This window comes from Paenibacillus sp. JJ1722 (assembly GCF_048282685.1).
In the GTDB taxonomy this organism is placed as follows: domain Bacteria; phylum Bacillota; class Bacilli; order Paenibacillales; family Paenibacillaceae; genus Paenibacillus; species Paenibacillus polymyxa_B.
In genome coordinates, this window is record NZ_CP182500.1 from 3,097,846 (window position 1) to 3,122,243 (window position 24,398).

The window sequence follows — 24,398 nt, forward strand, 5'->3', positions numbered from 1 at the left end:
CCGATGAAACAGACGAACAAGGTAGTGCCCATCTCACATGCCGAACCTCCTTATCCTCTTTACTTCAGAGTTCAGCGTAACATTTTCACCATTAGTTTAGGATTAGGGTTTTCATATAGGTATAAAGATCATCTTAAGATTTAGACGGCAGATGAAAAATAAAGAGACCATGCTCCATAAGAGCATGATCTCTAATTACATAATGGTATTGTTACCTAGCCATCATCTCCAACCTGAAGCATACGGTAACCAACTCCGATATGTGTTTGAATAAACTTAGTTTGTGATGATATTTTTTCTATTTTTTTTCTCAGCGTTGCCATAAACACACGCAGGGCAGGAATGTCATAGCTGTGGTTGCCCCAGATTTCATGCAGGATAAAATTATGGGTCAGTACTTTGCCTACATGTTTTGCCAGCAGGCAAAGCAGTTTATATTCGCTTGGGGTCAGGTGAATTTCTTCTTCACCGATCCATACGCATCCTGCTGCATAATCAATTTTCAAATTTCCATTAATAAAGCTGGAAGCATCCTTCAGGAGCTTATCACTGTCATTTCGAATTCTTCGTAAACTGACTCGAAGTCTGGCCAGCAGTTCTTCTACACTGAAGGGCTTTGTTAGATAATCGTCCGCTCCGGCATCCAGCGCATCTATTTTATCCCGATCTTCGCTGCGTGCGCTGACCACGATAATAGGCATATTCGACCATGCACGAAACTTTTTTATGATATCTACACCATCCATATCCGGCAGCCCCAAATCCAGAATCATTAGATCCGGCTGCTTGGATACTGCTTCTAAAATCGATGCTTCCCCTGTTTCAGCCGTATGATATTTATACCCCTGTGTCTCCAGCGTTGTCGTAATCAGCTTGCGGATGGGTTTATCGTCCTCCACAACAAGAATAAAAGGTTTATTCATGAACATTCACTTCCTCAGCTTGCAGGGTAAAATAAAAAACCGTCCCTTTAGGGATATTGTCCTTAACACCAATAGTACCTCCATGAGCATTCACAATTGATTTGCACAGAGAAAGCCCCAATCCTAATCCACGACGTCCGTCCCCATGAATGTTGTCTGCCGTATAAAACATCTCAAACAGTCTAACCTTGACTTCTTCTGAAGAAATACCGGGGCCATCATCTGAGATTTCTACAATGACTATATGTTTCTCGCGTCTTGCTGAAATTGTGATGTGAGAGCCATCTTGGGTATACTTGATTGCATTATCAATCATATTGATCAATACCTGAACAATAAGTCGGGAGTCCATTCGAGCCATCATCAATTCATCATCCAGTTCCGTCTGAATGACATGCTTCACATTGTTGCGATTCACATGAAGCAGAGCCTCCGAAATGACTTCCTCCATTAATTCTGCCTGAAAATTCAGATTTAGAGTACCACCTTCGATTCGACTAATAGACAGCAAATTTTCTACCAAATTGATTAACCACATGGAATCGTCATATATATCCGTATATAGACCTTTTTTCTGTTCCTCGTTTAGTACCTCTGGGTTTCCAAGAAGAATCCCCGCATTGCCTGAGATGCTGGTAAGTGGAGTGCGTAAATCATGAGAAATGGACCGAAGCAGACTGGCACGGAGTTGCTCCTGCTGGATTTGCATGGAGATCTCTTGTTGTCTTTCGTTCAGTTTTTCTTTCTCTAGCGCCAGCGCGCATTCTCCCAGCATGGCAAGCATTAGGCTATTTTCAAAAACTTCTAAAGGTTCTTCCTCATCCATTACAATAGCTGCCACCGCAAGAACCTGCTCTCCTCCACGCACCGCATGATATAGACACTTAGCGCCAAAAAAAGTATCCGTCGTTGCTCCTGCACGCTTGTTGTTTTTATATACCCACTCTGCAACTGCACGTTCGTTGCCTCCTGTGTAGACCCCTGGATCAACTGCAGATTCTTTCTTTGGAAAAAACTGCGGCGCCAACAGTACCCCTTGGTCAACTGAATAGAAAATGACCATTCTGTCCAACAACTTTACCATTTGATGTGCCATTTCATTAATAATAGCCGGAGAGTCTTTGGCCTGTTGCAATTTCCGGCTTGTTTCCAGAAGCACCTCGGTACGGTAAGCTTTTTGCGCGGATTGCCGAGCCTGCTCTCTTACTCGCATAGTCAGTGTACTCGTCATGAAAGAAGCAGCCAGCATGACCAGAAAGGTGACCGGATAGCCTGAATCATAAGCCTGTAAAGAATAATAAGGCTCGGTAAAAAAATAATTAAACACAAGTACACTCATAACCGAAGAAATGGCGCTATACATTCTGCCCTTGGTCACAATTGCATTTAACAAAACTCCCAGAATGTACACGGTAATAATGTTAGCTTCTCGGAATTCCAAATACTTAAACCACAAGCCAATAATTGTGCACACAGCCAAGATAGCAATGGTCTTGATAGTATCTGCCAACGACAGCAATGGGTATTTTTCGTAAAAAGGCAATCTTTTATAGAAGGAAGACTGAGTATAGGGGATAATATAGATTTCAATATTAGGAAGTAAGGCCGTTAGTTTATCACTTACATTGGATTTTGCAAGCCCTCTCCTCTTGTAAGGGGAGCGTCCTAGGACAATTTTCGATACACAGCTTGTTTTGACATATTCGGCAATCTGTCCTGGAATATCGTCTCCATACATCGTTGCGATTTGTGCACCCATTTGCTCAGCCAGCCTAAGGTTCTCCCTTAACTCCGCTTTATTTTTTGATGTCAATTCTCTCGCTTCTGGTGTTTCCACAAACAACGCGGTGAAATGACCATGAAAAGCTGCCGCCATTCTTGCTGCTGTTCGGATCACTTTCTTATTGGAAGCAGCCGAAGACAGACAGACCAGAATATGTTCTTTCGTATCAAATTCATTTCTTTTCGCCTGCTCACTGATTTGCTCCGCGATTCGGTTTAACTGACTTGCTGTATTACGCAAAGCAATTTCACGTAGAGTCGTCAGCTTCTCTTTGGTAAATAAATGAGCCTGTGTATTCTCCTCCTCAGGGTAAATCTTTCCCCTATTCAAACGTCCTATTAAATCATCCGGTTCAATATCGACTAATTCCACCTGATCAGCACTGTCAAATACACTGTCCGGTATGCGTTCGTCAACGGAAATGCCAGTAATGGAGTAGACAATATCCGTTAGACTTTCGATCTGTTGAACATTCATCGTCGTATATACATGAATTCCTGCGCGAAGAAGTTCCTCCACATCCTGATATCTTTTTTTATGTCGGCATCCTGCCGCGTTGGTATGGGCCAAATCGTCCAATAAAATAAGGTCAGGACTTCTCTGGAGCGCTTGGTCCAGATCAAATTCCTTAGTTGAGGATTCTTTATTTGAAATTTTGATGTAAGGAAGAAGTTCAAGTCCTTCCAACAACGCCGTAGTGTATGGCCGGGCATAATGTTTAATATATCCAACTACGATATCTATACCCTCTTTTTGCTCTTCGTGAGCGTCGCTAAGCATTGCACAGGTCTTCCCAACACCTGGTGCATATCCAACAAAAATTTTCAGTCTTCCTCTACTTTTTCTTAACGGCAAGTCAGTAATTCGATCAAGTATGGACCCGGCATCGTTCTGTTTTGCTGCCATCCTGTGCCCACCCTCTACTATATTCTCTCTCAATCCTTAGTATATCATGAGCAAAATCAGTACCGTATTACGAATTTGCCTACAGCATTAAGATTGTATTAAGATCCGCTTTTATGTAATAACATCCTCAAAGAAGCCTCAAAATCCTGATTCTGTCCTATCTTTCTCAGTGGAAGGATAGCAGCACAAAATAATATAAAAAGCTTTCACAAGCTGGTTCAGCCTTTTCTCATATTCACGGTATAGAAGATTGAAAAACAAGGATTCAATGCTTTGGCTTCATCTGTCATAGCACGTTTTGACATCTTCTCCTTCCATTTCAAATTTCATTGTTAGAATTTCCTATATGCTTGGTAATTGTAGAGCTGGCAGCAGACGCAGGCATTTCAGAAATGCAAATCGACACAAATGCTAGAACTAATAAAAACAAACTACATTTCTTCCACATCAATTCTTCCTCCTTAAGTCAGAGAAACCAATGAAAGTACCCTGCCAAGTAGACATAGTTTCTTCTTCATGTCTGACTGACAGGGTACAGTTCATTCTTTATAGCTTTTGCTTATTCTTGTATTCACCGGCTGAGACACCTTATTATGGTATGCTCATGTTGTGCCACAGAGCTATTGTCGGGTACACATAAAGGCCATCCATCCGTTTGCTCAACGACATACCCTGCACCTGTAAATAAAAAGGGCTCGATTGTAATTACCAAGCCCTCTCCCTCTTCCAATACCGTGGCTACACAAATTCTTATTTACTAGGAAGAAGATAAAGAACTTACAAAAAGGTTTATAAATGTGTCAGAAGGATCTAGCTAGAGATGTTGGAACCAGAGGTTACATTAGTCAAATTGAGAAAGGAAATGCGATGCCCTCTTTTGAGATCATTAGCAAGCTTACAGAGCGATTAAATTGCTTTATTAGACTGTGCCCCCAAGTTTCACCGCATTTATTTTTTCGAATAACCCCCTCTTCAGTTTTCCTTTTCACCCACATATCGATCAAGGCCTTGTCAGGTTTTCCAAAGTATGAACTGTACACTTTCCGGAAATATAATAAAATCTCTCATCTTTAGTTCGGGCAGTCGTTCCAAAATATAAAAAGCCGCTAAATAAGCGACTAATTAAATGGTCAATGTCCTTTTTTTCTTCGATAACTAGACGCAAAGCCAACGACATGAGCTTTTTAATGCGCATGAATTATTCCAAGCTCTCTTTGCCCTGTAAGTTCATTCAAGAGTACTGGTTATTTTGTTGGATCATCTATGTTCCTTTGCCTTGAGATTAGTGAGTGATACAGACGGTTTCGATCAGTTTTATTCATATAACAATATCGAAGCTGTGTAGTATGGTTGAGGTTGTGAATATACTAGGCTGAATTATCATTAAGAGAAGTATGGATAAATGTATCTATTTAAGTGTATACACCCCGATATTTTTCTCATTTTATATGGACTAATATGTGAACCTACCGTAGCGGAATGAATCTCATATGTGATTTTGTAGAAGAATATTGAGTTGTGTTACCGCTTTGCATTTACATATTTTACAGTAACACAAAATTAAAATTTGCCCCTTTTCACATGATCTTAGTAGTCAGGTCAACTCCAGTTTCACTGTGGTAATCTCTGAGACAAAGTTTGAGGGCCAACTTTGTGTCCATTCCCCTTTAAGGGGTAAATATATGTCTGGTAAAAAATGTACTGGTTGTTCATAACCCTCTTAAGGATAGAGACGATCAGATGCTTAATGAATGAAAAAAATGATTTAGATGTTCGGCAAACAATTTAGGATTTTCCATAGCGGCAAAATGACCGCCTTTATTCGCTTTCTCCCAGTACGTAATATTATAGACGCGTTCTACCCAGCTTCGGGGAGGCGTGGGCAGCTCCTTGGGAAATAAGGAAACCCCTGTTGGAACAGTAACACGCTGACCTTCGGTGAAATGCAGTGGCATTTTGCTGCCTTCAGTATATATTCGCATGGAAGAAGCAATCGAATTGGTAAACCAGTAAATCGATATGTTAGTGAGGATATGATCAAGTGAGAAAGACCTTTCGATATCCCCGTCACAGTCACTCCAACCTTGAAATTTTTCTACCATCCAGCTGGCAAGACCGGTTGGGGAATCATGTCTAAGTAAGCTTGCTCTTCTTCGCTAACAGATGGTGTATTCGGAGTGAGGGGTGGCTTGTAGCTTCCTGGAATATAATTGAGATGAAGTCCCATCACCCGTTCAGGGTACATGAATGCTAACCACGTTGAGACCTCTGCTCCAATATCCCCTCCCTGAACCAAATACCTTTCATAATCCAAACGATCCATAAGTTTTGCCCAAAGCGTAGCTACGTATTTGGACCCCACTCCCGGTCGTGTGGGTTTACTCGAAAATGCAAAGCCTGGCAATGAGGGAATAATCACGTCAAAAGCCTCTTCAGCATGTCCACCATATAGTGATGGAGTTGTTAGATAAGGGATTAGTTCTAACATCTCTACAAATGATCCTGGCCATCCATGAGTCAACAACAGTGGTCGTGCGGATGTGCCTTCACCCCGAACGTGTACAAAGTGGATATCGAAGCCATCCACATGTTCCATAAACTGCGGGAAACGGTTTAACCATGCTTCCTGTTCACGCCAGTTGTATTCCGTACTCCAATAATCAACTAATCTCTTTAAAAAGGAACGGTCTGTCCCCAGAGCCCATGGTTCTACAGAGAAACTCGAAGGCCATCGAACCTGTTTTAGTCTGATAGACAGATCATGCAGTTGTTGCTCTGGAATTGAAATTTTGAACGGTTCCATTCATTGTTTCCTCCCTTGTAGATTAATTTACGATCAGAAGGATTCCATTGTATGCTGGATCTGTTCATTAATAAAATTGAAATATTCAAAATCATTATCATTTTTATCGATAGAAATTAAACCTAAGGAGAACATCGATGGAAATTAGACACCTTATTACATTTCAGACGATTATCGAAATCGGAAGTTATACAGGGGCTGCATCGCAATTGGGATACACTAATAGAGGAAAACTTAAAATCGTAAGTCATTCCGAAAAGTTCGATCCGATATACTCCCATATGCTGATTAAAAAGAAAAAGTGGTTATCTCCAACAGTAAAAGCTTTCTCTGAATTTGTGATAAAGTCGATCCGTGAAACGGATAACGAACTCGAAAGTTCAAGATGACTACCATTTGTTGGATAATTGGTAATCGGGCCATGTTCTTGTCCCTCGACATTCCTTCCATGTCTCGTCAGCATATTGATCAAACAATTCGCCGGCTTCCACAAATTTGTCAGAGATTCAATCAGTTCTCGAACCAAATTAAATTCGCCGCGATATGAAATAATATCGGGCAAGTCAGCGCTTGATACAAGAGACAAACGCAGTTTTGTCTTAAATGCATTGTTTGTGGATGGAGAAACCTACTGATTTTTCAACTCGATTCCCAGCTTTTCTTTTGTCCATTTGGTATGATTTCTCCTGGTTTGAACTTAACATCTGGACCCCATGGTAACAAATACGTAATTGTTACCGGTTGATCGTATTTACCATTCTTATCTCCAGCTTGGCACATGTAGTTTTTGTGTCACCCGGCTTGTGACCGCTCGTTATTGCTGCTGCACCCGTTCAACACGGCCGACATGTCAACACACCTACCATCAGCAGACTGCCGATCGTCTTCTTTTTACTTTCGTTCAACTTTGTCACCCCACTCTAGGTAATGTAGATTACAGCATTTATAATAATGAATGAATCAGGTAACTGCCCATACTAACTTTAGAACATTTATTGCACTAATTTAGGATACTGGAAATTGGATATCAGTGTTGCATTAATGCTATCTCCCCTGGACAGGCAAAAGCATCCCTGCAGGGCTGCCTCTTCTGCTGCAATCATTCATACTAATTACTCGTATATTTTATCCAGTCATGTTCAGCATACAACGTATGGACATAGTGTGTTTAACTAATGCCAACTTAAAGTTTCACCCGTCGATTGCGCTTGCTTGGAATAACAGGTCGGATATCTCGATTTTGCAAAAGGTCCAGCATGCCATTGGTATCGTAATTTACGTTCCTTTCGATTCGCTTTTTTTAGAAAATAGAATGATATTGTTATTTTTGATAGAACATGCTATGATTGCGCCAAATAAAACCATTATTTGCAATCAATTTACATATTAATATTTAATAACCCAATGTTTATGATTACTATACTTTCTCCAACACATAACTGGAGTTGTCAATAAATGAACAGAGACCAGTATATGGTGACTCTCCTCTCGTAGTTCACTTTTAAATTCAATAAATGTAAGCGATTTCATGTCTATTTCTCGTGCCCTCTTCACAGCAGTTCTCCTTACGGGTAGAGGTCTGAGTATATTCTTGAGTTTGATAAATTTACGAATAGCTCGGCTTTGGACCATATAAAAAAACGGAGGTTATTGTTATGATTAGAAAATGTCTAGCTTTATTTCTCTCCTTCACTTTATTGCTTGGTGTCTCTCTCGTGCTAAGTGTAGATGCTGCCAATCGACCACTGGCTAAACTCCCTGGAAATTCCAACCCTCTAGTGGATCATAAATTGGGAGCTGATCCCTATTCATTGGTATATGGTGGAAGGGTGTATGTCTACATGTCAAGTGATACGTATGTTTATAACAATGATGGATCGATTAAAGACAATGACTTCAGTGCACTGGATCGCATCCAGGTCATTTCCTCCGCGGACATGGTGAATTGGACGGATCACGGAACGATACCGGTCGCAGGTGCCAACAACAAGAACAACGGTAGAGGCATTGCCAAATGGGCCTCTAACTCCTGGGCTCCAGCAATTGCGCATAAAAAATTGAATGGCAAAGATAAATTCTTTCTTTATTTTGCCAATGGTGGGGCAGGAATTGGAGTCCTGACAGCAGACACGCCGATCGGACCTTGGACAGACCCCCTCGGTAAAGCGCTTGTGACACATAGTACGCCTGGAATGGCTGGCGTGACATGGCTTTTTGATCCGGCTGTGTTGGTGGATGATGATGGCACAGGATACCTGTATAGCGGTGGGGGAATTCCTAACGAATCCGATCCCGCTTCCATTGCTAATCCTAAAACAGCTAGAGTGATCAAGTTGGGGGCCGATATGATAAGTGTTGTTGGAAGCACAACCACCATTGATGCACCTTACTTATTTGAAGATTCCGGTATTCATAAGTACAATGGCAAATACTATTATTCCTACTGCATTAACTTTGCCGGGACACACCCGCCACAGTACCCTGCAGGTGAAATCGGCTATATGGTCGGCGATAACCCGATGGGCCCCTTCACTTATAAAGGCCATTTCCTGAAAAACCCCTATACATTCTTCGGCGTTGGCGGCAACAACCACCATGCTGTATTTAACTTTAAAAATGAGTGGTACGTCGTGTATCATGCCCAAACGGTCAGCAAGGCACAAATTGGAAATGGAAAAGGCTATCGCTCTCCTCACATTAATAAGCTGGTGTACAATACCGATGGAAGCATCCAGGAGGTACAAGGGAATATGACTGGAATAGCTCAGCTATCCAATCTAAATCCATATACCAGAGTTGAAGCGGAAACCATGGCGTGGCAGGCGGGTATTACGTCCGAGCCCACTCAAGCCACTGGCGGTCCGGTCAGTAATCTGAATGTGACCAATATTCACAATGGGGACTGGGTCGCTGTCGGGAAGGCTGATTTTGGCTCTACCGGAGCAAAGACGTTCAAAGCCAATGTTGCCACAAATGTCGGTGGTAGTATTGAAGTACGTCTTGACAGTGAGACAGGCCCTTTAGTCGGCACCTTAAAAGTACCTTCAACTGGAGGTATGCAGACCTGGAGAGAAGTAGAGACCACGATCAATAATGCAACTGGGGTTCGCAACATTTATCTGGTGTTTACTGGGACAGGAAACGGCAATCTATTTAATTTGGATGCCTGGCAGTTTACCCCCAACACGGGGAACAATACGGGGACAAAGGTTGAAGCTGAGAACATGAACATTGGCGGCACTTATGCGGGCAAGATCAGTACACCTTTTGACGGGGCTGCTCTGTATGCCACTGCTGACTATGCATCATACTCACAGTATTTTGCCAACCCTACGCATAATATCTCAGTACGGGGGGCTTCAAGCAATGCTAGTACGGCCAAAGTGGACTTGGTTATTGGAGGAGTAACTGTGGGTTCCTTTTATTTCACGGGCAAAACGCCGACTGTCCAAACTTTATCCAACATTACTCACGCTACCGGAGATCAGGACGTCAAACTCACCTTGACGAGCGATGACGGAACCTGGGATGCCTACGTGGATTTCATTGAATTTTCATTATGATCGCTCGTATTTATCTTAGCCAAATGTTTACTATATTGAGAATGTCTGGGTGTTCCATCCTCAGTGACTTACAAGTGTAACCCATGGAAAACGCCCTCTGGTGCTCGGGATTTGCTAGGGAAGCTCCCTAGTGTAATCTCGGGCACCATTTTACCTTAAATGGCTCCCTTTATATCCGTATTACAAAAATTGACATTTCGTATGAAAATAAGTAGTATAATTAGAAACATTTATGAATTTCTCGTTCCTCTCTATTCAAATTCCTGATCCTATCTAATTTAAGGAGTGAAAATGCTATGTGCGCACGAATGCTAAAAGCGAATGCAAGGAATGTAATCGGTAATTATTGCAAATGGATCGCGACTGGTATGATTTTAACTCTCACGGGATGCTCCCTTGCATCCGCCACCCCTTCGCCCTCTTCCTCAAGTAAAACCAGTAGTGAACCCGTCTCCTCCCTAGTTACATTTCAATTGCAAGAGGCTACGATTGCTCAGATGCAGGACGCGATGAAGTCAGGAGCACTGTCGAGTGTCGAACTCACCGCCCTGTACCTTAACCGCGTATATGCCTATGATGCTAGTGGCATTCGGCTGAATTCCATCCCTGTTCTGAACCCCGACGTACTAAAAGAAGCCGCTCAGGCTGATCAACTAAGGGCACAGGGTATTAAGACCGGTCCACTGCAAGGCATCCCCTACACGGTTAAAGACAGCTACAAGGTTAAGGGACTCACTGTCGCTTCTGGATCTCCAGCTTTCAAAAATCTGATGGCAAAAGACGATGCCTTTACAGTAGAGAAGATACGCAAATCCGGAGGGGTGCTCATTGGTAAAACCAACATGCCGCCAATGGCAGCAGGGGGAATGCAAAGAGGCGTTTATGGCCGTGCTGAAAGTCCGTACAATCCAAATTATTTGGCTGCAGCTTGGTACTCTGGCTCCTCTAACGGATCTGGCGTATCAACAGCCGCCAACCTCGCTGCCTTCGGTATGGGGGAGGAAACGGTATCCTCTGGAAGATCACCAGCATCTAACAATGGTTTAATTGCCTACACGCCATCGCGGGGCCTAATCTCCATTCGGGGGAATTGGCCGCTCTTCCCTATACGGGATGTCGTTGTCCCACATACGAGGACTGTCGAGGACATGCTCCGCTTGCTTGACGTGATCGTTGTAGAAGATAAGATCACCAAGGGGGATTTCTGGCGAGAACAGAAAGCCGTTCGACTCCCTTCTGTCAACAGTGTCCGTCCCAAATCCTATTTAGAGCTGCGAGACATTCAAGCTTTAAAAGGCAAGCGCATTGGCGTTCCGAAAATCTATATTGGTAAGGACCATGAAACCACAACTCCGATCAAATTCAGACCTTCGATACAGGCATTATGGGAAAAAGCTGTAAAGGATTTAACTGCTCTTGGAGCTGAGGTTGTGGAAGTTGACTTCCCCTTGCAGGCGAACAGCGAGAAAGACCGGGCAACAGCAAAAACACCTGAGGAACGTGGTTTGATGCCGGCAAAGTGGGTTGAAAAGGAATTCGGATTACTTAATCCTTATGCTGCTGAGGAATTCCTTAAAAGTGTGGGCGATCCGAATTTTCCGTCATGGGCTAATATCGACCCTGCAACCGTCTTCCCAAATCCGCCCGGTTCGGTAGATGCCAAACGTGGCAGAGACCTTGGCCACTATGACGTATTTATTGAAACCATAAAGAAAGGCGTCACCCCTTACGAACAAATTCCCCAGTTTCATGAAGGACTACGGGGGCTTGAAAATGTGCGAAAGATTGATTTTGAAAATTGGATGAAGCAAAACAACCTTGATTTTATTGCATTCCCGGCAAATTCGAATATCGGCAAAGCTGACTCCGATGTGAATGAAACATCCTATGAGGAGGCTTGGGAGAATGGCAACTATTTCTCCAATACGAATTTCATTCTACGCGAGTACGGTATCCCAAGTGTGTCTGTGAGTATGGGCGCTATGAAGGATACCGGAATGCCCGTTAATCTGACGATGGCAGGTGCCGCATACAGCGATAATGACCTGCTTCGTTACGCTTATTCCTATGAGCAGGCTACCAAAAACCGTCCTATTGCAGCACGCACGCCAGCGCTTGAGGATGAAACCTTTTCCTATAACCCGCAAACTGCTCTCCCACCCTCTAAACGCAAGGAAACAGGAACCCCTGAACTTAAATTGAATGCTTCAATCACGGATGATGTTCTCGCTTTGGAAGGTTCAGTCACAGATCAAAGCGATATTGCACAGCTTAAAGTTTATGTCAATGGCATTCGTGTCGATATTACAGAAGATAAAGCCAATTGGTCAGCAACGCTTCCAACTACTAAATACAAACAGGGTGGTTCCTCCCAAGCCGATACGCTGCATATTCTCGTACTGGCCAAGGATATTTACGGAAATACCTCTGCTCAAGTCAAGTCAGTCACTTTACCCCAATGACGAAGGACATCATAGAACTCACTATAATTGTGGGTTCCATGACCGTAAGGTTCTCATTAGGGAAGCCATCGCTGCAGCTGGCCTGAGCGACGGGATAGAGTGTAATATCCTATTCCTATTGCTGTTGCAATCCCGCTTCCATTTAATTGCTATTTGAAGGGAGCGGGCTGTAGCCCAGCTATCACCAAATAACTTATGGTCGAGAGTACAGAATTCTTAGGAGACCTAAGAATTTTTAGTGCCTTCATGCATTTTTTATAAGAGTTTCTCCATAAACCCTAAATTTGATAGAGACAAGGTATTAGTCAATCCTCAAGAAAGGCAATACGTATCAATTCTTTTACTCTGCTCAACTTCTTCGAATCAAAATTCTGCAACATACTTAAGATTTCATTTTTTTGTTGTAAATCTATAGGTGAGCTAATCTTGTTAGTAGATAACTTGTAATCTTCGTGTTCATCCTCTGCTTCAACAGGAACCATTTCTGATCCAACCCATGAAGTTTCCAATACTTCTCTCATTAATTCTGAAAGAAAGCGTATCTGATCGAGGTTATAACGACTTAGAAAAATCCTAAAATTATCATCCATATGTTCATGAAGTTGCTGGTGCAATTTGAAAGCTTGCTCACCAGATGGAGTTAAACGAAATAATACTTCTTTTTTATTGGAAGATAATGATTCAGCATGTATAACTCCTAGTTTCACCAGCCGCTGAGTTATTTTGGATACGCTACCTCTAGGAATACCAAAATGCCTAGAAATTGTAATGCCATTGACTGGCTCTAATTCTCCTATAGCATCCAAGACATGGAGCATCTGAACAGATGCTTCCTTTAAAAATTCGATAACGACCGATTCAGTAGCATTTTTAATCATCCATCTTCTTTCTTCATCTTCGCCTTCTGACTGAAATCGCTTCTGTACAGCAGCAATGTGACCTATTATATCTGTTATTAAAAGCGTTTGTTCAACATTATCATTCATTTTTACAATCTCACTCTCTTACTTTTAAGATTTTATATTAGAGAATAAAGAAATATTCTCAGATTTTATATTTCTAGTATACCAAGTGATTATAAAAAATAAAATACAAGGAAACATTATTGACAACAGAGAAACAAAAATATATTATTGTATCCATAAAAACAATTTTATTTCCAAGAAAACAAAGTACAAGAAAGGAATTTTATATGAATATTCTTATTATATTTGATCATCCTTATGGAAGTGGTGCTTCAGAAAATATTCTTCACAATAGAAGTTATTCAGCCGCCTTGTTGGCAGCTACCATAAGAGGTTTGCGTTCAAGTGGTCACCGAATCGATTTGATTGATTTGCATAAAGACGGCTTCAATCCTGTTATGTCTGCTTCTGACCTCGCGTCTTGGCGAACAAAGGAAGTAATTGATCCTCTAATTGCAGATTATCAACAGCGACTACTCGAAGCAGATCACCTTATTTTTATCTTTCCTATCTGGTGGGAAGGAATGCCAGCAATGATGAAAGGTTTCTTGGATAAGGTATTCGCAAAAGGAATCGTGTACAGCGAGCCTAAACCAGGGCGTTTATTTAAGTGTCTGCTTCCTCGTTTGAAGGGTGCTTCTTTACTAACTGTTATGGCAACTCCAACATATATTTATCGATGGCTATTTGGAAATCCAATCACCAAAATGATGTTTCGTGGAACTTTTCGAAAAATGGGTATAAACTCACTTAAATGGTATAATTACTCAGGTATGGAGAAGCGAACTCTTGAACAGCGCCAATTGTATCTAATGGAAACGGAAAAACTTTTCGCAAAACGTTGGAATACTACTTATTGACTATTGCACAATAAATAGGGTGAATCGCTACATTTATCACTAATATTTTTGGTAAGTTTCATCTTCCGAAACGGCTTGCAAGCTTTCAGGAGTTCCCACGACTCGGCCTAAAGAGAACTTTCTAAGCATGTTTGGCATGTGTTAATCCTCCTGCCAGTCTTGGATTTTGGGTTGTCAAAAGAGCATTTGGGACATTGCCTGCCGCATGGCCTATATCCCTCAAAGGGAAAAAAATGCTTTCCATTAAAAGAATCGGCGCCTGCCGATTCTCTCCTTATTAAATCAAATAGTCCGACTGAGTTTATTAATGATGACGTGGCATTTGTCTCCCTCTGCATATACGCATAAATTAGATCATCATAAATAATCACACAGCAAGCCTGGATTTGATAATCCTAAATACTAGCATTCGCGATTGCATTTTTTGTAGTAATTGCTACACTATATATATTGATAATGAGAATCATTATTAAAGGTGCGGGTAACAGGTGACCAGCCTCAATGAAATAAGGCATTACCACCTCTTTGGTTGTGATTGCAAGCACTTCGTGCCTTCCATTAGTCGTCAGCACCTCAACGCTGTATTCTTCCCCGTCGTCTATATACTCCTCAATCACCAGCGTACCATCCAATATATATTCATCCTGCTGAATGCTATGACGCAACGCGTCTTCAATCTGTTCGAAAGAGCGGATTATTGAAATATTAAGGCTTCCCTGTCCGGAGACTGGTTTCAAAATTACAGGTGTCTGCCATTCCTCCAGACAGCTCACAATATCTTCCCTTGAGTTGTAGTGCGGTAGCGGTTGAAAGGAAGATTCATAAATAAAGAACAATAGATTAATCTCATTTTTAAAACCAAGAAACATTCCATAACAAATACGGCGACTTCTCTCCGGTGGATTCCAGAGAAAAGTCGCTATTTGGTTTTAAGTTTCGATAAAGGGTCTGGTTTAGCTACCCCAAAAAGGCTTTGCAATCTGCTGACCTTGATCAATCTTCGTCCTTACTCGTCTTCACAGGTTGTTTTAGCAAGCTTCCAGTCACTCACAAGTTGCTAAAAGTTAGAACACAACTTTATTGTCTGTACACAACTTTCTTCGAACAATAAGGTTGTGTATTAGCGAGTCAACTACAAATATTTTCACCAGTGCGATATGCAATAAAGTTGTGTACCAAAATCCAATATTTGTGATTTATATTTTTTATTAAATTCTAAAAATATGTACTTTAAATCCTTATAAATTGTTCTCCTGTCTTTAACTTTTCTAATATTTCTTTACCTTAATATCGCTCTCTATTTAAACCAAAGCAACCGTCCTGATTTTAACAAAGCCTGATGACACTTGTTCATCAGGCTTTTGATTTTACTAAAAGTGATTCTTTTATTATGTTTCCTTAATATTTAGTACACAACTTTATTGCCTATTTCTCGATTAGTACACAACTTATTGTCTGTAGACAATGACACCACACAACAATTGTGTGGTGTCATAATTAATGAGAAAACAACAAGCTGAATATATGATAATTCAACGATCATTTTCATAATTAGTGAGAACTCAGTGACTCGAAGTTATTCGGTCCACCCTAATTTTTCAAATTTATGAGAATATACGCAACTCTAAAAATGCGTATTTATACAATCAATAAGAAGTTGTACTACTTCTTCATTGTCAATTGTTAGTGAATAATAATGTTTTAGACTAAACAATAAAGAACTAGACTGAGATAACAAAGTTATAGACTGGCGACGCGTGGCCCGCATGCACAGCTGCATTTGCGCTCCCGAATCTTCCGGAATGAAGTCAGCTTTGCGATCAGCGCGCTAGCGACAGCGGCCGGTGTAATTAGAAAATATAGTCTTAGACTGGTAAATAAAGTATTAAAGATATAAACTACGAATATGCTTTTTCTTGAGCCCTCTCATATGATGAGAGTAATTCAGTATTCGAGGAGATGATCTTCTGAATAAGAACATAGGGATTAAGGATATTTTGGTAAGGTTCGACGAGATTTCGAAGCATTATGTTCGGGAGCTGGACAAGTATAGTCTGGCGGAACTGTGTCGCAAGCCAAGCGAGAACGAATGGTCGCTTGGTCAAATGTACCTGCATCTGCCCCATTCCACGCTGAACTTGCAGCTCCGTCTTGCGGAGGAGTGCATGGCGCTCGGTGGCGGCAACGAGGAGGGCGGCGGGAAGACGGAGGCCGGCCATGCCGTGTTTGAGCAAGGGAGCTTCCCATCGGTTCGCATTCAGGTACCGGCCGACTTGCAATATACGCCTCCACAGCCAGAAAGCAAGGAGCAGCTTGTCGCCAAGCTGGAGGAAGCAAGGCGCCGCATGCATGAGATTGGGGCGTCGCTGCAGAACATAGACCCAGAGCGGCTGCAGCGAAAGGCGACTCATCCGGCCGTAGCCTTCGGCGCGTTAAACGCGGTCGAATGGTTCACGATGGTGGAGATGCATTACCGTCATCATCTTCTTCAAAAGGAGCGGCTGGACGCTTTCTTACAAACTGCAGAGTTATTAGGCTAACAGGACACGATAGCTGAATGTTGACCACAACAGCGGCAAGTCTAGGAATTTATTTTCGCGTCCTTATCTGCCGCTGTTGCATTTGTCGGATCAGTCTAAAACTTTATTTTCTTCGGACATCAAATATGATTATTATTCTCGTTTAATCTGTAAATTTTCTCACTAATTATGACACCACACAACAATTGTGCGTTGTCATAATTAGTGAGAAAAAGTCATCAAAAAAGCTTATGGCATCAATACACATTTTCATATTTAGTGAGAAAAAGCAAAAACTCACTTTGCATCTTTATGCATGATAATGAATACGGATTTTCGCGATATCTTCATCTTAATTATACACAGCAAAAAGACCACTATCTAGTATTAGATAGTAGTCTCAGTTTAAAATACTCTATTCACTTAAATTAAAATCATTTCGCCTTCTATTCTTCTACAGAAACATAAATACTTAATCCAGATTATGTAGTATTAATAAGCCAAGTAAGCAGAATTCGATTTGGGAGCCAGGGTCAGATAAATAACGGCTTGTGTTAAATGAACATCACACTCTGACATCCCTATAAATTGACATGCTTGAAACACCGAAACAGTGATTTCCAACGCCCTATTGTCTGCCAGACCTACGTCCTCAATTGCAAACCTAACGAGCCTACGAGCGATAAATAAAGGATCTTCACCTGATTCCAACATTCTTGACAACCAATAAATAGATGCATTCACATCACTATTTCGCATGGAATTATGCAATACAGAAATGATCGGACTATGTTCTTGTCTATTTCGGCAACCGATACAAGTTCTAGTCCTTCACTCGGGTACCGATAAAATAAGCCGCATAGCAAATTTAATGGCAGTCACTAAATTAGTCCTATCATTTTATTTTTTGATTAATTCATGATTCCTTTAGGAAAAGTTTCCTCTGCCTCTGTTCTTTTATCATAAAGACTGTACCAAGCATCTGCCACTTGATCAGGATCAAAACTTGTGCCCTGCTTGATTAAAGGACTAATGGATAAATGGCCCACAAATACTCCAAGAGGAAGCAAACGCTCGTGTTATAGTTCCGGAGTCCTGACATGGCGATACCTGAATTTCCAAACATCGGGCTTGGACTCATTGCGGAAAGATCGCTTGTAAAAAGAAGCGCCCCTTCACCCCGTTCTGTCTTTCTGGAATGACTTGTCTGGCTGTATTTATAGCTCCAATGACAACATTGTTGAAAAATTGAAGTGCGCTCTCATCTGTCGTTTCCAGAACAGATGTCGTAGTAACATTTCCACTATGCGGATTAAACTCCATTACATCGATTGTACCGAACGTATTCTTAATTTCTTGAAAAGCCCTGATAAGTTGCATTTTGTTAGTGATATCGGCAGCAAAACCCTGAGCTTCAATGCCCATCTTACCAAGCTGCTCTGCATATTGGTCCAATTTCTCCTGTGTTCTTGAAACGAGTGCGATACGAAAACCGTTTCTTCCAAAAGTCTTGGCTAGTGAGAAGCCTAGACCAGGTCCTGCACCGATAATAAGCATTGTTTTCAATTCATACTCACCTTCCATAGAGACATTGATCTTCTTGATACAGTCCATATTTACCTTAGGTAACTGCTCTATTTTTTTATATACGCATCAGTAGACCTTCATTGAATCGACATCTTGGATTTGTCCTTCCAACAAGGTTTGAAGAAGTTTGCGTTCACGATTCGAGTCGGAAATCTCCCCAGCGGGCTACTTCTTCCTCATTTGTGTTCACTGTCTCCTGTCCACGTAGTGATCTTATCACACATCAATAAAAATATAAAGCTGAGTTACTTGACTTTGGTTGATTCCCCCCTTATATTTGTCCTTGTAAGTATCTTGCGATGGAGGTTTTAACATGACTAGACTTAAAGGTAAACGAGCACTTATCACGGGTGGCACCAGCGGAATTGGCTTGGAGACAGCCAAACAATTTCTGGCTGAAGGCGCTGAATTGATTGTCACCGGAGTAACCCCGGCAAATGTAGAAAAAACACAAAAGGAACTCGGAAATCAAGTCCTTGTGCTTCAGGCAGATTCCCGAGACCTCAACGCCCAACGTCAACTGGCTGAACGTGTTGAACAACATTTTGGCAAACTGGATATTGCCTTTTTAAACGCAGGCGTATCTGACTGGCGTCCATTCGAGCAAATCGATGAAGAAGCCTTTGACCGCTTGTTTGCCATCAACGTAAAAGCTCCATTTTTCTTAATGCAGGCATTAACTCCAGTGATGGCGAACCCATCCTCTGTCGTTTTAATGGGATCGAGCAGTTCTCATGCCGGATATGCACATTCCAACGCTTATGCGGCTACTAAAGGTGCCATTTCCACCCTGACCAAAGCCTGGAATTCCGACTTATTATCGTCTCACGGAATTCGCTTCAATACGGTGAGTCCTGGACCGATTGATACCCCGCTTTACGATAAGAACAAGCTAGGCGTGTCTGACGAAATTCGTGAGATGGTTATTAACCGCATTCGTGACGGGATTCCGGCTGGACGCATGGGTACTGCCGAAGAGATTGCCAAAGCTGTTGTCTATCTGGCTTCGGATGAGTCACGCTTCACCATTGGCGTTGACTTGGTTCTGGATGGCGCTCAAACGATTCTCTAATATGTTAGCCCTATTGCTGCTTAAGCCCTCCGAGGGTGCTTAGGCAGCTTTTTCTTTTAGAACACGATCAACTGTTGTATAGTAGAGAAAAGGGTGCTATCCCTCTGATAGGACTTAAATCCAACTTTGGAGTGGAAATATGGGAACAAAATCAACTTACCATGAACGTATAAAGGAAGAAAAAAGGGCATGTGCTATTGCCGCTGCAGAAGAACTGTTTTTTGAAAAAGGGTATGCGCGCACCACGTTAGCTCAAATTGCAAAACTTGCTGGTCTCTCTACAGGAACATTGTTCAATCATTTCCCGACCAAGGAATTGATCTTCGAAACCATCGTCAAGCATTTTTGGGAACTTGATCCCGAATGGGACTTTCCACCGGTACTAGGCTCTCCCTTGCAAGGATTAATTAAGTTCGGACGAGATTACGCATGCGTGCTGACTCGTGATGGAATGGCTCCTTTGTTTCGGGTCGTCATTGCAGAGGCCAAGCAGTTCCCCGAGCTCAGTCTTTTTCATTATGAATTGGGTGAAGGTGCTGTTCATCAGAAATTGACGCAATATTTATTAGATGAAGTTCAATTGGGTAATATAAACCTGCCGGATGCGGCAAAAACGGCCAACGAATTTATGAGTATAATTGCTGGGCAGGTGCTATGGCCCAAAATGTTGCTGCTTGATTTCAGTATCTCCCGAGAGCAGGCTTTTCAAATAGCGGACGAGGCTGCACATATGATAATAAATAAGTATGCTCGCTAAAACAGACGAATACGAGTGATCTCCTATAACGGGAGTCCCTCGTATTCGTCTGTTTTACGTTCTAGTCTTAGACGCACTCTGTTTATAAAAAATGAAGAACAATCGGGTTTTTCCCATCTTATAATCGATGTTCCCCCTCTTACCTCATTATACTTATATACAGGTTACTTAGTTTTTCTGATGAGAAATCCTTCAATCTCATATTTTTACTAGCGGGGTTAATACCTATTCTAAATTGCTAAGTTTAATATAAGTTTTTTGAAATCTTTTGTGCCATATACTCAATTCTAGGAATCATCAAGTTGTCATCTATCATTTTCATTTTATCAGGTTTAAACAACTGAATTTTTTTTAGATTGTAATAGTCAAATAGCACTTGATACACGGTCAATTGGTTCTCCATCAGGTACTTTACATCTAAAACATTATTTAGAATCTCATCTTGCATAACGATAAGTCTACCCTCAATCTTATTAAAAACCCCACTTTTAATCCCTTCATCATAGAAAGCCAATTCCTGATCTACTCGTTGCTTCATAGCTTCTTTTAGGGACTCATAGGTCTCAGGATAACTACTTTCAAGATCCCTTAGGAAAATGTCTGTGATGAACTCTTTTAATATGATTGTTTGTTCAAATGTTTGCTGAAATCGCTGAACAAATACTTGATCAGCGTCAGAATCTTCAATAATTTCGTGGATGTATTCGATAGAAGCACTCACAAGAAACGTAATAATATCTTCTTTGGTAGAGAAATATTTATATAAAGTCGCCCTGCTTACATCCATAATCCTTGAAATTTCGTCCATTTTTAAACTTTGAAACCCATATTTTCTAACGTGCGCTGACAATCTATTAGTAAGTTTTTGCCTCATCTGATGTTGTCTTTCAATCTGCCGTTCCATCTAAATGCCCCCTTATAAATTATATTATAGCTCATAATCATCATTTTAAACAAACTAAACAACACAGACACTTTAAATACTTTTTGTTTGCTTTATTCATTTTTCATGATATTATGTGTTTGTTCTTATGAATAACAGTGATGAAAATTCATATTGAACGAGCTAAGATTGGATACCTTTTAATCTAGGCTTTAAACACTTCGGTGATAAAATTATTTAAGGAGGAACAAAAATGCAAACTCGAAGTCTTGGTCAACAAGGTTTAAAAGTTTCTTCTATTGGTTTAGGTACTATGGGGATGACAATGGCATACGGTCCTTCAAATGAAGATGAAGCAATAGCAACTATTCGTCGAGCTTATGAGCTTGGAGTTAACTTTTTTGATACAGCAGAATTATATGGATATGGAAATGGTCACAATGAACAGTTGCTGGGTAAAGCTGTAAAGGATTTTCGTGAAAAGGTAGTACTAGCTACCAAATTCGGTTTTGATATGACGGCCGAGCAGATTGGAACACGTTTTAACAGCCGGCCAGAAAATATTCGTAAGGTAGCTGAGAACAGTCTTCGCTATCTGCAGACTGATTACATTGATGTGTTCTATCAGCATATCCCTGATCCTGATGTTCCTATCGAGGAAGTAGCTGGGGTCGTTGGAGATCTTATCAAAGAAGGCAAAGTTAAATATTTCGGTTTAAGTAACACCGGTTCAAAAACAATTCGTCAAGCTCACGCTGTTACTCCGGTTTCTATGCTTCAAACTGAATACTCCATATTTGAACGCGAGATTGAGGAAAACAATATACGAGAGACTTTGAATGAATTAGGCATAGGTTTAGTGCCTTACGCTCCTTTAGGCAGAGGGTTCCTGACAGGTGCTGTTAAACCAGCCCAAGAGTACGCGGAAGACGATATGCGCCGTTACGACGAGCGCTGGCAAGGCGAAAATTATATCTACAATCTACGAGCAACAGAACAACTTAATGAACTGGCTTCTAACAAAGGTATTTCTGTAGCCGAATTGGCACTGGCTTGGCTTCTCGCCCAGGGAGAAGATATCGTTCCGATCCCGGGTACACGAAGTGCTAAGCGAGTTGAGCAAAACGTTGCTGCTGCTAACGTCAATCTTACAGAAGCTGATCTTCAACGTATCAAAGAGATCCTTCCACACGGATCAGCCGGTAGCCGGTATCCAGCTGGAGTGTTGGAGAATTTCACAAGAGATTGATAATTTTGTTTATAGAATACTAAATATAAAATAAAAAAGCAGTTGACTAGAATTTCTTCATAGTCAACTGCTTTTTTAATTGACCACTTAAAACTCTATATCGCTCTGTTGAATAAACCTATAATTTCTAGTGTATGTTTTCGATGCTTTTCAGTAATCTACGTGGGAAAGTACTGCTGCTAAGATCACGCCGAAAGGACAAAAAGTTTCTTTGCGCGAATACCCTTGAATGCATCTGCAATCATTCGCTTTATGGGCTTCTTCGTTTTTGATTAACCATTGTACTCTTTACGGCCAGTGTGTGTAGAGATCATATATGGGTAGAACTATCCACCTTGTGTAGGCTCACCGTAAATGTCTGCCCCATCGTAGGTAGGAATATTTCCTTTGAGGCAGTTATCACATTTCACCCCAGAAGGGTTCATACATCCGTTACAATCCCGGCAATCTCGTGTCCAGGAACGAATGGATAATTCAAGCGCCCCCCTCTAGTTAACTCTAGGTCAAATGTTTATCTTATTTTTTATCTTCGATGCACTTTGACATGCATTTATAGCATGGTAGAATTCACTCGGATCAATCCTAGAGTTAACCCGAAGTATACTCCTAGTAGAAAGGAATTCATTGTACATGACCTATTCAATCAGTGAAGTTGCTAAAAAATTAGACCTTACGGTATATACATTGCGTTACTACGACAAGGAAGGACTCATGCCTTTTGTAGAACGTACCACGAGCGGAACACGCTTGTTCAAAGACTCCGACATTGACTTTCTTAAGATCATTCAATGTCTGAAACTGACTGGGGTGTCTATTAAAGACATTAAGGACTTCGTTGAATGGTGTTCTGAAGGGGACTCCACACTGAAGCAAAGATATGACATGTTTACGGAGCGAAAAGCTATTGTGGAAGGACAAATGGAGGAACTACGAAGAACCATGGAAGTCTTTGAGCACAAATGTTCTTACTACGAAACTGCTTTGGAAGTTGGAACCGAAGAGATTCACAAAATTAAATCGATAGAAAATGCCCTCACCAATTGATGGCACGCACAAAAAAAGTAGCTTGAAATCCTTTAACGGATTCCAAGCTACTTTTTTGGTAAGTCTCTGCTCACCATATTGAATAGCACTTCAGGAATGCTCATTCTATTACTTGTAGAAGTAGCTGCATCATGTTTCCAAAAGCTTCAGTGCGCCCAGCTCCACCGCAGAGTTTACGATTAAGTAACCTGATGGCGTGTCCTCTACCTCACTGATCATAACTTCGAAAATTTTATACAGTGCTTCCACTGCTGTCTTGGACGCTTTAATTTCTGCGAGTAAAGTGTTGCTGACCTTACCTCTGTAACGATCCATTGCCTGCAAAAACAGCGAATGTTTGTCATCAAACATATCATAAAATTTTCTTGGCTTAAAGTTAAAGAAAACTTCTGAAAAATTCTTTTTTTATTCTTGAAAACAATTGAAAGTAGAATCAGGCCATTTCAACTATTTGAAATCTATTCAAATTAGGAGAGTTCATCTGAGTTAATTTCGTTGTATAGGCTATATCCTTAAGTATTCTACCACCTGAAATACGCATTTCAACATTTCTTATTTGAAGCTGCTACTGAGCACATGCGCATTTGAGTATGGAGCGCAGACATGCACTGCTCAAGTCAGTGCTTGGCCTTGATTTAAGCAGCTTTGCTTTGGAACATCGCGTAACTGCCGATATGCTTCCCGATCCGAATCACCCAGTCCGTAGCCGGACACATGCTGAGCTTTTGCGCCGGTATATTATAAACCATCAGCCTACAGTGGAAGATGTGTTGGCAAGACCCGAGGTCGTCGGATCTGCTCATTGGGTTTCCGTTGGAACGGTTGAGGACGTATTGAATGATATTATTGAGCGTTTTGAGGCTGGGGCTATTGACGGATTTATAGCTCTTCCGGGCGGTTCAGAAGAATCTATGAAAATATTTTTTGAAAAACTGATGCCGCAGTTGGTTGAAAGAGGCTTGTTCAGAAGCGAATATGCAGGTTCGACTCTGAGGGCACATTTGGGTATTTAACACCCGATA

General features: G+C 41.4%; 19 protein-coding genes and 2 pseudogenes. 11 read left to right on the forward strand and 10 right to left on the reverse strand.

Translation table 11 applies throughout. From position 1 onward, the window contains the following. Positions 1–215: 215 nt before the first annotated feature. Both ACM1ND_RS13535 and ACM1ND_RS13540 read right to left on the reverse strand, forming a co-directional pair. Positions 216–923, reverse strand: coding sequence for a response regulator (locus ACM1ND_RS13535; RefSeq protein WP_418026140.1), 708 nt, complete (start codon positions 921–923; stop codon positions 216–218). Then, positions 916–3,612, reverse strand: coding sequence for a DUF4118 domain-containing protein (locus tag ACM1ND_RS13540; protein WP_418026141.1), 2,697 nt, complete (start codon positions 3,610–3,612; stop codon positions 916–918). The genes ACM1ND_RS13535 and ACM1ND_RS13540 overlap by 8 nt, the downstream gene beginning before the upstream one ends. 795 nt (positions 3,613–4,407) lie before the next feature. On the opposite strand from ACM1ND_RS13540, the gene ACM1ND_RS13545 reads away from it, so the two are divergent. Beyond that, positions 4,408–4,686, forward strand: coding sequence for a helix-turn-helix domain-containing protein (locus tag ACM1ND_RS13545; RefSeq protein WP_076159626.1), 279 nt, complete (start codon positions 4,408–4,410; stop codon positions 4,684–4,686). A gap of 662 nt (positions 4,687–5,348) precedes the next feature. Here the strand turns inward: ACM1ND_RS13545 and ACM1ND_RS13550 are convergent. Next, on the reverse strand, positions 5,349–5,567 hold the full coding sequence (locus ACM1ND_RS13550; protein ID WP_418026142.1) for a hypothetical protein: 219 nt from the start codon (positions 5,565–5,567) through the stop codon (positions 5,349–5,351). A 140-nt stretch (positions 5,568–5,707) separates the two neighbouring features. Further along, on the reverse strand, positions 5,708–6,415 hold the full coding sequence (locus ACM1ND_RS13555) for an epoxide hydrolase family protein (RefSeq protein ID WP_418026144.1): 708 nt from the start codon (positions 6,413–6,415) through the stop codon (positions 5,708–5,710). Positions 6,416–6,552: 137 nt separating this feature from the next. Here ACM1ND_RS13555 and ACM1ND_RS13560 point away from each other — a divergent pair, with 137 nt between their 5' ends. The 3 genes from ACM1ND_RS13560 (at position 6,553) to ACM1ND_RS13570 (ending at position 12,440) form a co-directional block, all read left to right on the forward strand. Further along, complete coding sequence (locus tag ACM1ND_RS13560; RefSeq protein WP_418028046.1) at positions 6,553–6,804, forward strand: hypothetical protein; 252 nt, start codon at positions 6,553–6,555, stop codon at positions 6,802–6,804. A gap of 1,266 nt (positions 6,805–8,070) precedes the next feature. Next, the gene (locus ACM1ND_RS13565; RefSeq protein WP_023988810.1) at positions 8,071–9,978 is read left to right on the forward strand and encodes a carbohydrate-binding protein; all 1,908 of its coding nucleotides are present in this window, start codon (positions 8,071–8,073) and stop codon (positions 9,976–9,978) included. 296 nt (positions 9,979–10,274) lie between these two features. Then, complete coding sequence (locus ACM1ND_RS13570; protein ID WP_418026145.1) at positions 10,275–12,440, forward strand: amidase; 2,166 nt, start codon at positions 10,275–10,277, stop codon at positions 12,438–12,440. 305 nt (positions 12,441–12,745) lie between these two features. Here the strand turns inward: ACM1ND_RS13570 and ACM1ND_RS13575 are convergent, their stop codons facing one another. Beyond that, positions 12,746–13,426 (reverse strand): winged helix DNA-binding protein, encoded by a 681-nt coding sequence (locus ACM1ND_RS13575; RefSeq protein ID WP_025723225.1) that lies wholly within the window; start codon positions 13,424–13,426, stop codon positions 12,746–12,748. Between the two features lie 119 nt (positions 13,427–13,545). Between ACM1ND_RS13575 and ACM1ND_RS13580 the strand changes: the two genes are divergently transcribed. Beyond that, a complete protein-coding gene (locus ACM1ND_RS13580; RefSeq protein ID WP_245248425.1) occupies positions 13,546–14,265 on the forward strand; it encodes an NAD(P)H-dependent oxidoreductase in 720 nt (239 codons plus the stop codon). A 395-nt stretch (positions 14,266–14,660) separates the two neighbouring features. Here ACM1ND_RS13580 and ACM1ND_RS13585 read toward each other — a convergent pair whose 3' ends face one another. Further along, on the reverse strand, positions 14,661–15,134 hold the full coding sequence (locus ACM1ND_RS13585; RefSeq protein ID WP_025723224.1) for an ATP-grasp domain-containing protein: 474 nt from the start codon (positions 15,132–15,134) through the stop codon (positions 14,661–14,663). Between the two features lie 1,098 nt (positions 15,135–16,232). Here ACM1ND_RS13585 and ACM1ND_RS13590 point away from each other — a divergent pair. Continuing rightward, the gene (locus ACM1ND_RS13590) at positions 16,233–16,805 is read left to right on the forward strand and encodes a DinB family protein (protein WP_028541603.1); all 573 of its coding nucleotides are present in this window, start codon (positions 16,233–16,235) and stop codon (positions 16,803–16,805) included. 474 nt (positions 16,806–17,279) lie between these two features. Here the strand turns inward: ACM1ND_RS13590 and ACM1ND_RS13595 are convergent. Next, positions 17,280–17,591: pseudogene (locus ACM1ND_RS13595) on the reverse strand (replication-associated recombination protein A); the annotation flags it as partial. A gap of 330 nt (positions 17,592–17,921) precedes the next feature. Further along, the gene (locus ACM1ND_RS13600) at positions 17,922–18,341 is read right to left on the reverse strand and encodes an SDR family NAD(P)-dependent oxidoreductase (RefSeq protein ID WP_231517195.1); all 420 of its coding nucleotides are present in this window, start codon (positions 18,339–18,341) and stop codon (positions 17,922–17,924) included. A gap of 343 nt (positions 18,342–18,684) precedes the next feature. Here ACM1ND_RS13600 and ACM1ND_RS13605 point away from each other — a divergent pair, with 343 nt between their 5' ends. Both ACM1ND_RS13605 and ACM1ND_RS13610 read left to right on the forward strand, forming a co-directional pair. Further along, a complete protein-coding gene (locus tag ACM1ND_RS13605) occupies positions 18,685–19,443 on the forward strand; it encodes an SDR family oxidoreductase (protein ID WP_418026146.1) in 759 nt (252 codons plus the stop codon). A 139-nt stretch (positions 19,444–19,582) separates the two neighbouring features. Further along, positions 19,583–20,200, forward strand: a complete 618-nt coding sequence (locus ACM1ND_RS13610; RefSeq protein WP_028541605.1) for a TetR/AcrR family transcriptional regulator — start codon at positions 19,583–19,585, stop codon at positions 20,198–20,200. Positions 20,201–20,444: 244 nt separating this feature from the next. Here ACM1ND_RS13610 and ACM1ND_RS13615 read toward each other — a convergent pair whose 3' ends face one another. Next, positions 20,445–21,104, reverse strand: a complete 660-nt coding sequence (locus ACM1ND_RS13615) for a TetR/AcrR family transcriptional regulator (RefSeq protein ID WP_025723220.1) — start codon at positions 21,102–21,104, stop codon at positions 20,445–20,447. Between the two features lie 232 nt (positions 21,105–21,336). Between ACM1ND_RS13615 and ACM1ND_RS13620 the strand changes: the two genes are divergently transcribed. Both ACM1ND_RS13620 and ACM1ND_RS13625 read left to right on the forward strand, forming a co-directional pair. Next, positions 21,337–22,332: an aldo/keto reductase gene (locus ACM1ND_RS13620; protein WP_025723219.1), complete on the forward strand. Its 996-nt coding sequence runs from the start codon at positions 21,337–21,339 to the stop codon at positions 22,330–22,332. Between the two features lie 630 nt (positions 22,333–22,962). Continuing rightward, complete coding sequence (locus ACM1ND_RS13625) at positions 22,963–23,376, forward strand: MerR family transcriptional regulator (RefSeq protein WP_068938818.1); 414 nt, start codon at positions 22,963–22,965, stop codon at positions 23,374–23,376. Between the two features lie 129 nt (positions 23,377–23,505). Here ACM1ND_RS13625 and ACM1ND_RS13630 read toward each other — a convergent pair whose 3' ends face one another. Beyond that, on the reverse strand, positions 23,506–23,727 hold the full coding sequence (locus ACM1ND_RS13630; protein WP_025723218.1) for a hypothetical protein: 222 nt from the start codon (positions 23,725–23,727) through the stop codon (positions 23,506–23,508). Positions 23,728–23,948: 221 nt separating this feature from the next. Here ACM1ND_RS13630 and ACM1ND_RS13635 point away from each other — a divergent pair. Continuing rightward, positions 23,949–24,389, forward strand: a pseudogene (locus ACM1ND_RS13635) (LLM class flavin-dependent oxidoreductase); the annotation flags it as partial. Positions 24,390–24,398 lie beyond the last annotated feature (9 nt).

Excerpts from the sequence above, each read along its gene's own strand:
- ACM1ND_RS13535 (WP_418026140.1), bottom strand. The coding sequence starts at position 923 with ATGAATAAACCTTTTATTCTTGTTGTGGAGGACGATAAACCCATCCGC.
- ACM1ND_RS13540 (WP_418026141.1), bottom strand. The coding sequence starts at position 3,612 with ATGGCAGCAAAACAGAACGATGCCGGGTCCATACTTGATCGAATTACT.
- ACM1ND_RS13545 (WP_076159626.1), top strand. The coding sequence starts at position 4,408 with ATGTGTCAGAAGGATCTAGCTAGAGATGTTGGAACCAGAGGTTACATT.
- ACM1ND_RS13550 (WP_418026142.1), bottom strand. The coding sequence starts at position 5,567 with ATGCCACTGCATTTCACCGAAGGTCAGCGTGTTACTGTTCCAACAGGG.
- ACM1ND_RS13555 (WP_418026144.1), bottom strand. The coding sequence starts at position 6,415 with ATGGAACCGTTCAAAATTTCAATTCCAGAGCAACAACTGCATGATCTG.
- ACM1ND_RS13560 (WP_418028046.1), top strand. The coding sequence starts at position 6,553 with ATGGAAATTAGACACCTTATTACATTTCAGACGATTATCGAAATCGGA.
- ACM1ND_RS13565 (WP_023988810.1), top strand. The coding sequence starts at position 8,071 with ATGATTAGAAAATGTCTAGCTTTATTTCTCTCCTTCACTTTATTGCTT.
- ACM1ND_RS13570 (WP_418026145.1), top strand. The coding sequence starts at position 10,275 with ATGTGCGCACGAATGCTAAAAGCGAATGCAAGGAATGTAATCGGTAAT.
- ACM1ND_RS13575 (WP_025723225.1), bottom strand. The coding sequence starts at position 13,426 with ATGAATGATAATGTTGAACAAACGCTTTTAATAACAGATATAATAGGT.
- ACM1ND_RS13585 (WP_025723224.1), bottom strand. The coding sequence starts at position 15,134 with ATGTTTCTTGGTTTTAAAAATGAGATTAATCTATTGTTCTTTATTTAT.
- ACM1ND_RS13600 (WP_231517195.1), bottom strand. The coding sequence starts at position 18,341 with ATGCTTATTATCGGTGCAGGACCTGGTCTAGGCTTCTCACTAGCCAAG.
- ACM1ND_RS13605 (WP_418026146.1), top strand. The coding sequence starts at position 18,685 with ATGACTAGACTTAAAGGTAAACGAGCACTTATCACGGGTGGCACCAGC.
- ACM1ND_RS13610 (WP_028541605.1), top strand. The coding sequence starts at position 19,583 with ATGGGAACAAAATCAACTTACCATGAACGTATAAAGGAAGAAAAAAGG.
- ACM1ND_RS13615 (WP_025723220.1), bottom strand. The coding sequence starts at position 21,104 with ATGGAACGGCAGATTGAAAGACAACATCAGATGAGGCAAAAACTTACT.
- ACM1ND_RS13620 (WP_025723219.1), top strand. The coding sequence starts at position 21,337 with ATGCAAACTCGAAGTCTTGGTCAACAAGGTTTAAAAGTTTCTTCTATT.
- ACM1ND_RS13625 (WP_068938818.1), top strand. The coding sequence starts at position 22,963 with ATGACCTATTCAATCAGTGAAGTTGCTAAAAAATTAGACCTTACGGTA.
- ACM1ND_RS13630 (WP_025723218.1), bottom strand. The coding sequence starts at position 23,727 with ATGTTTGATGACAAACATTCGCTGTTTTTGCAGGCAATGGATCGTTAC.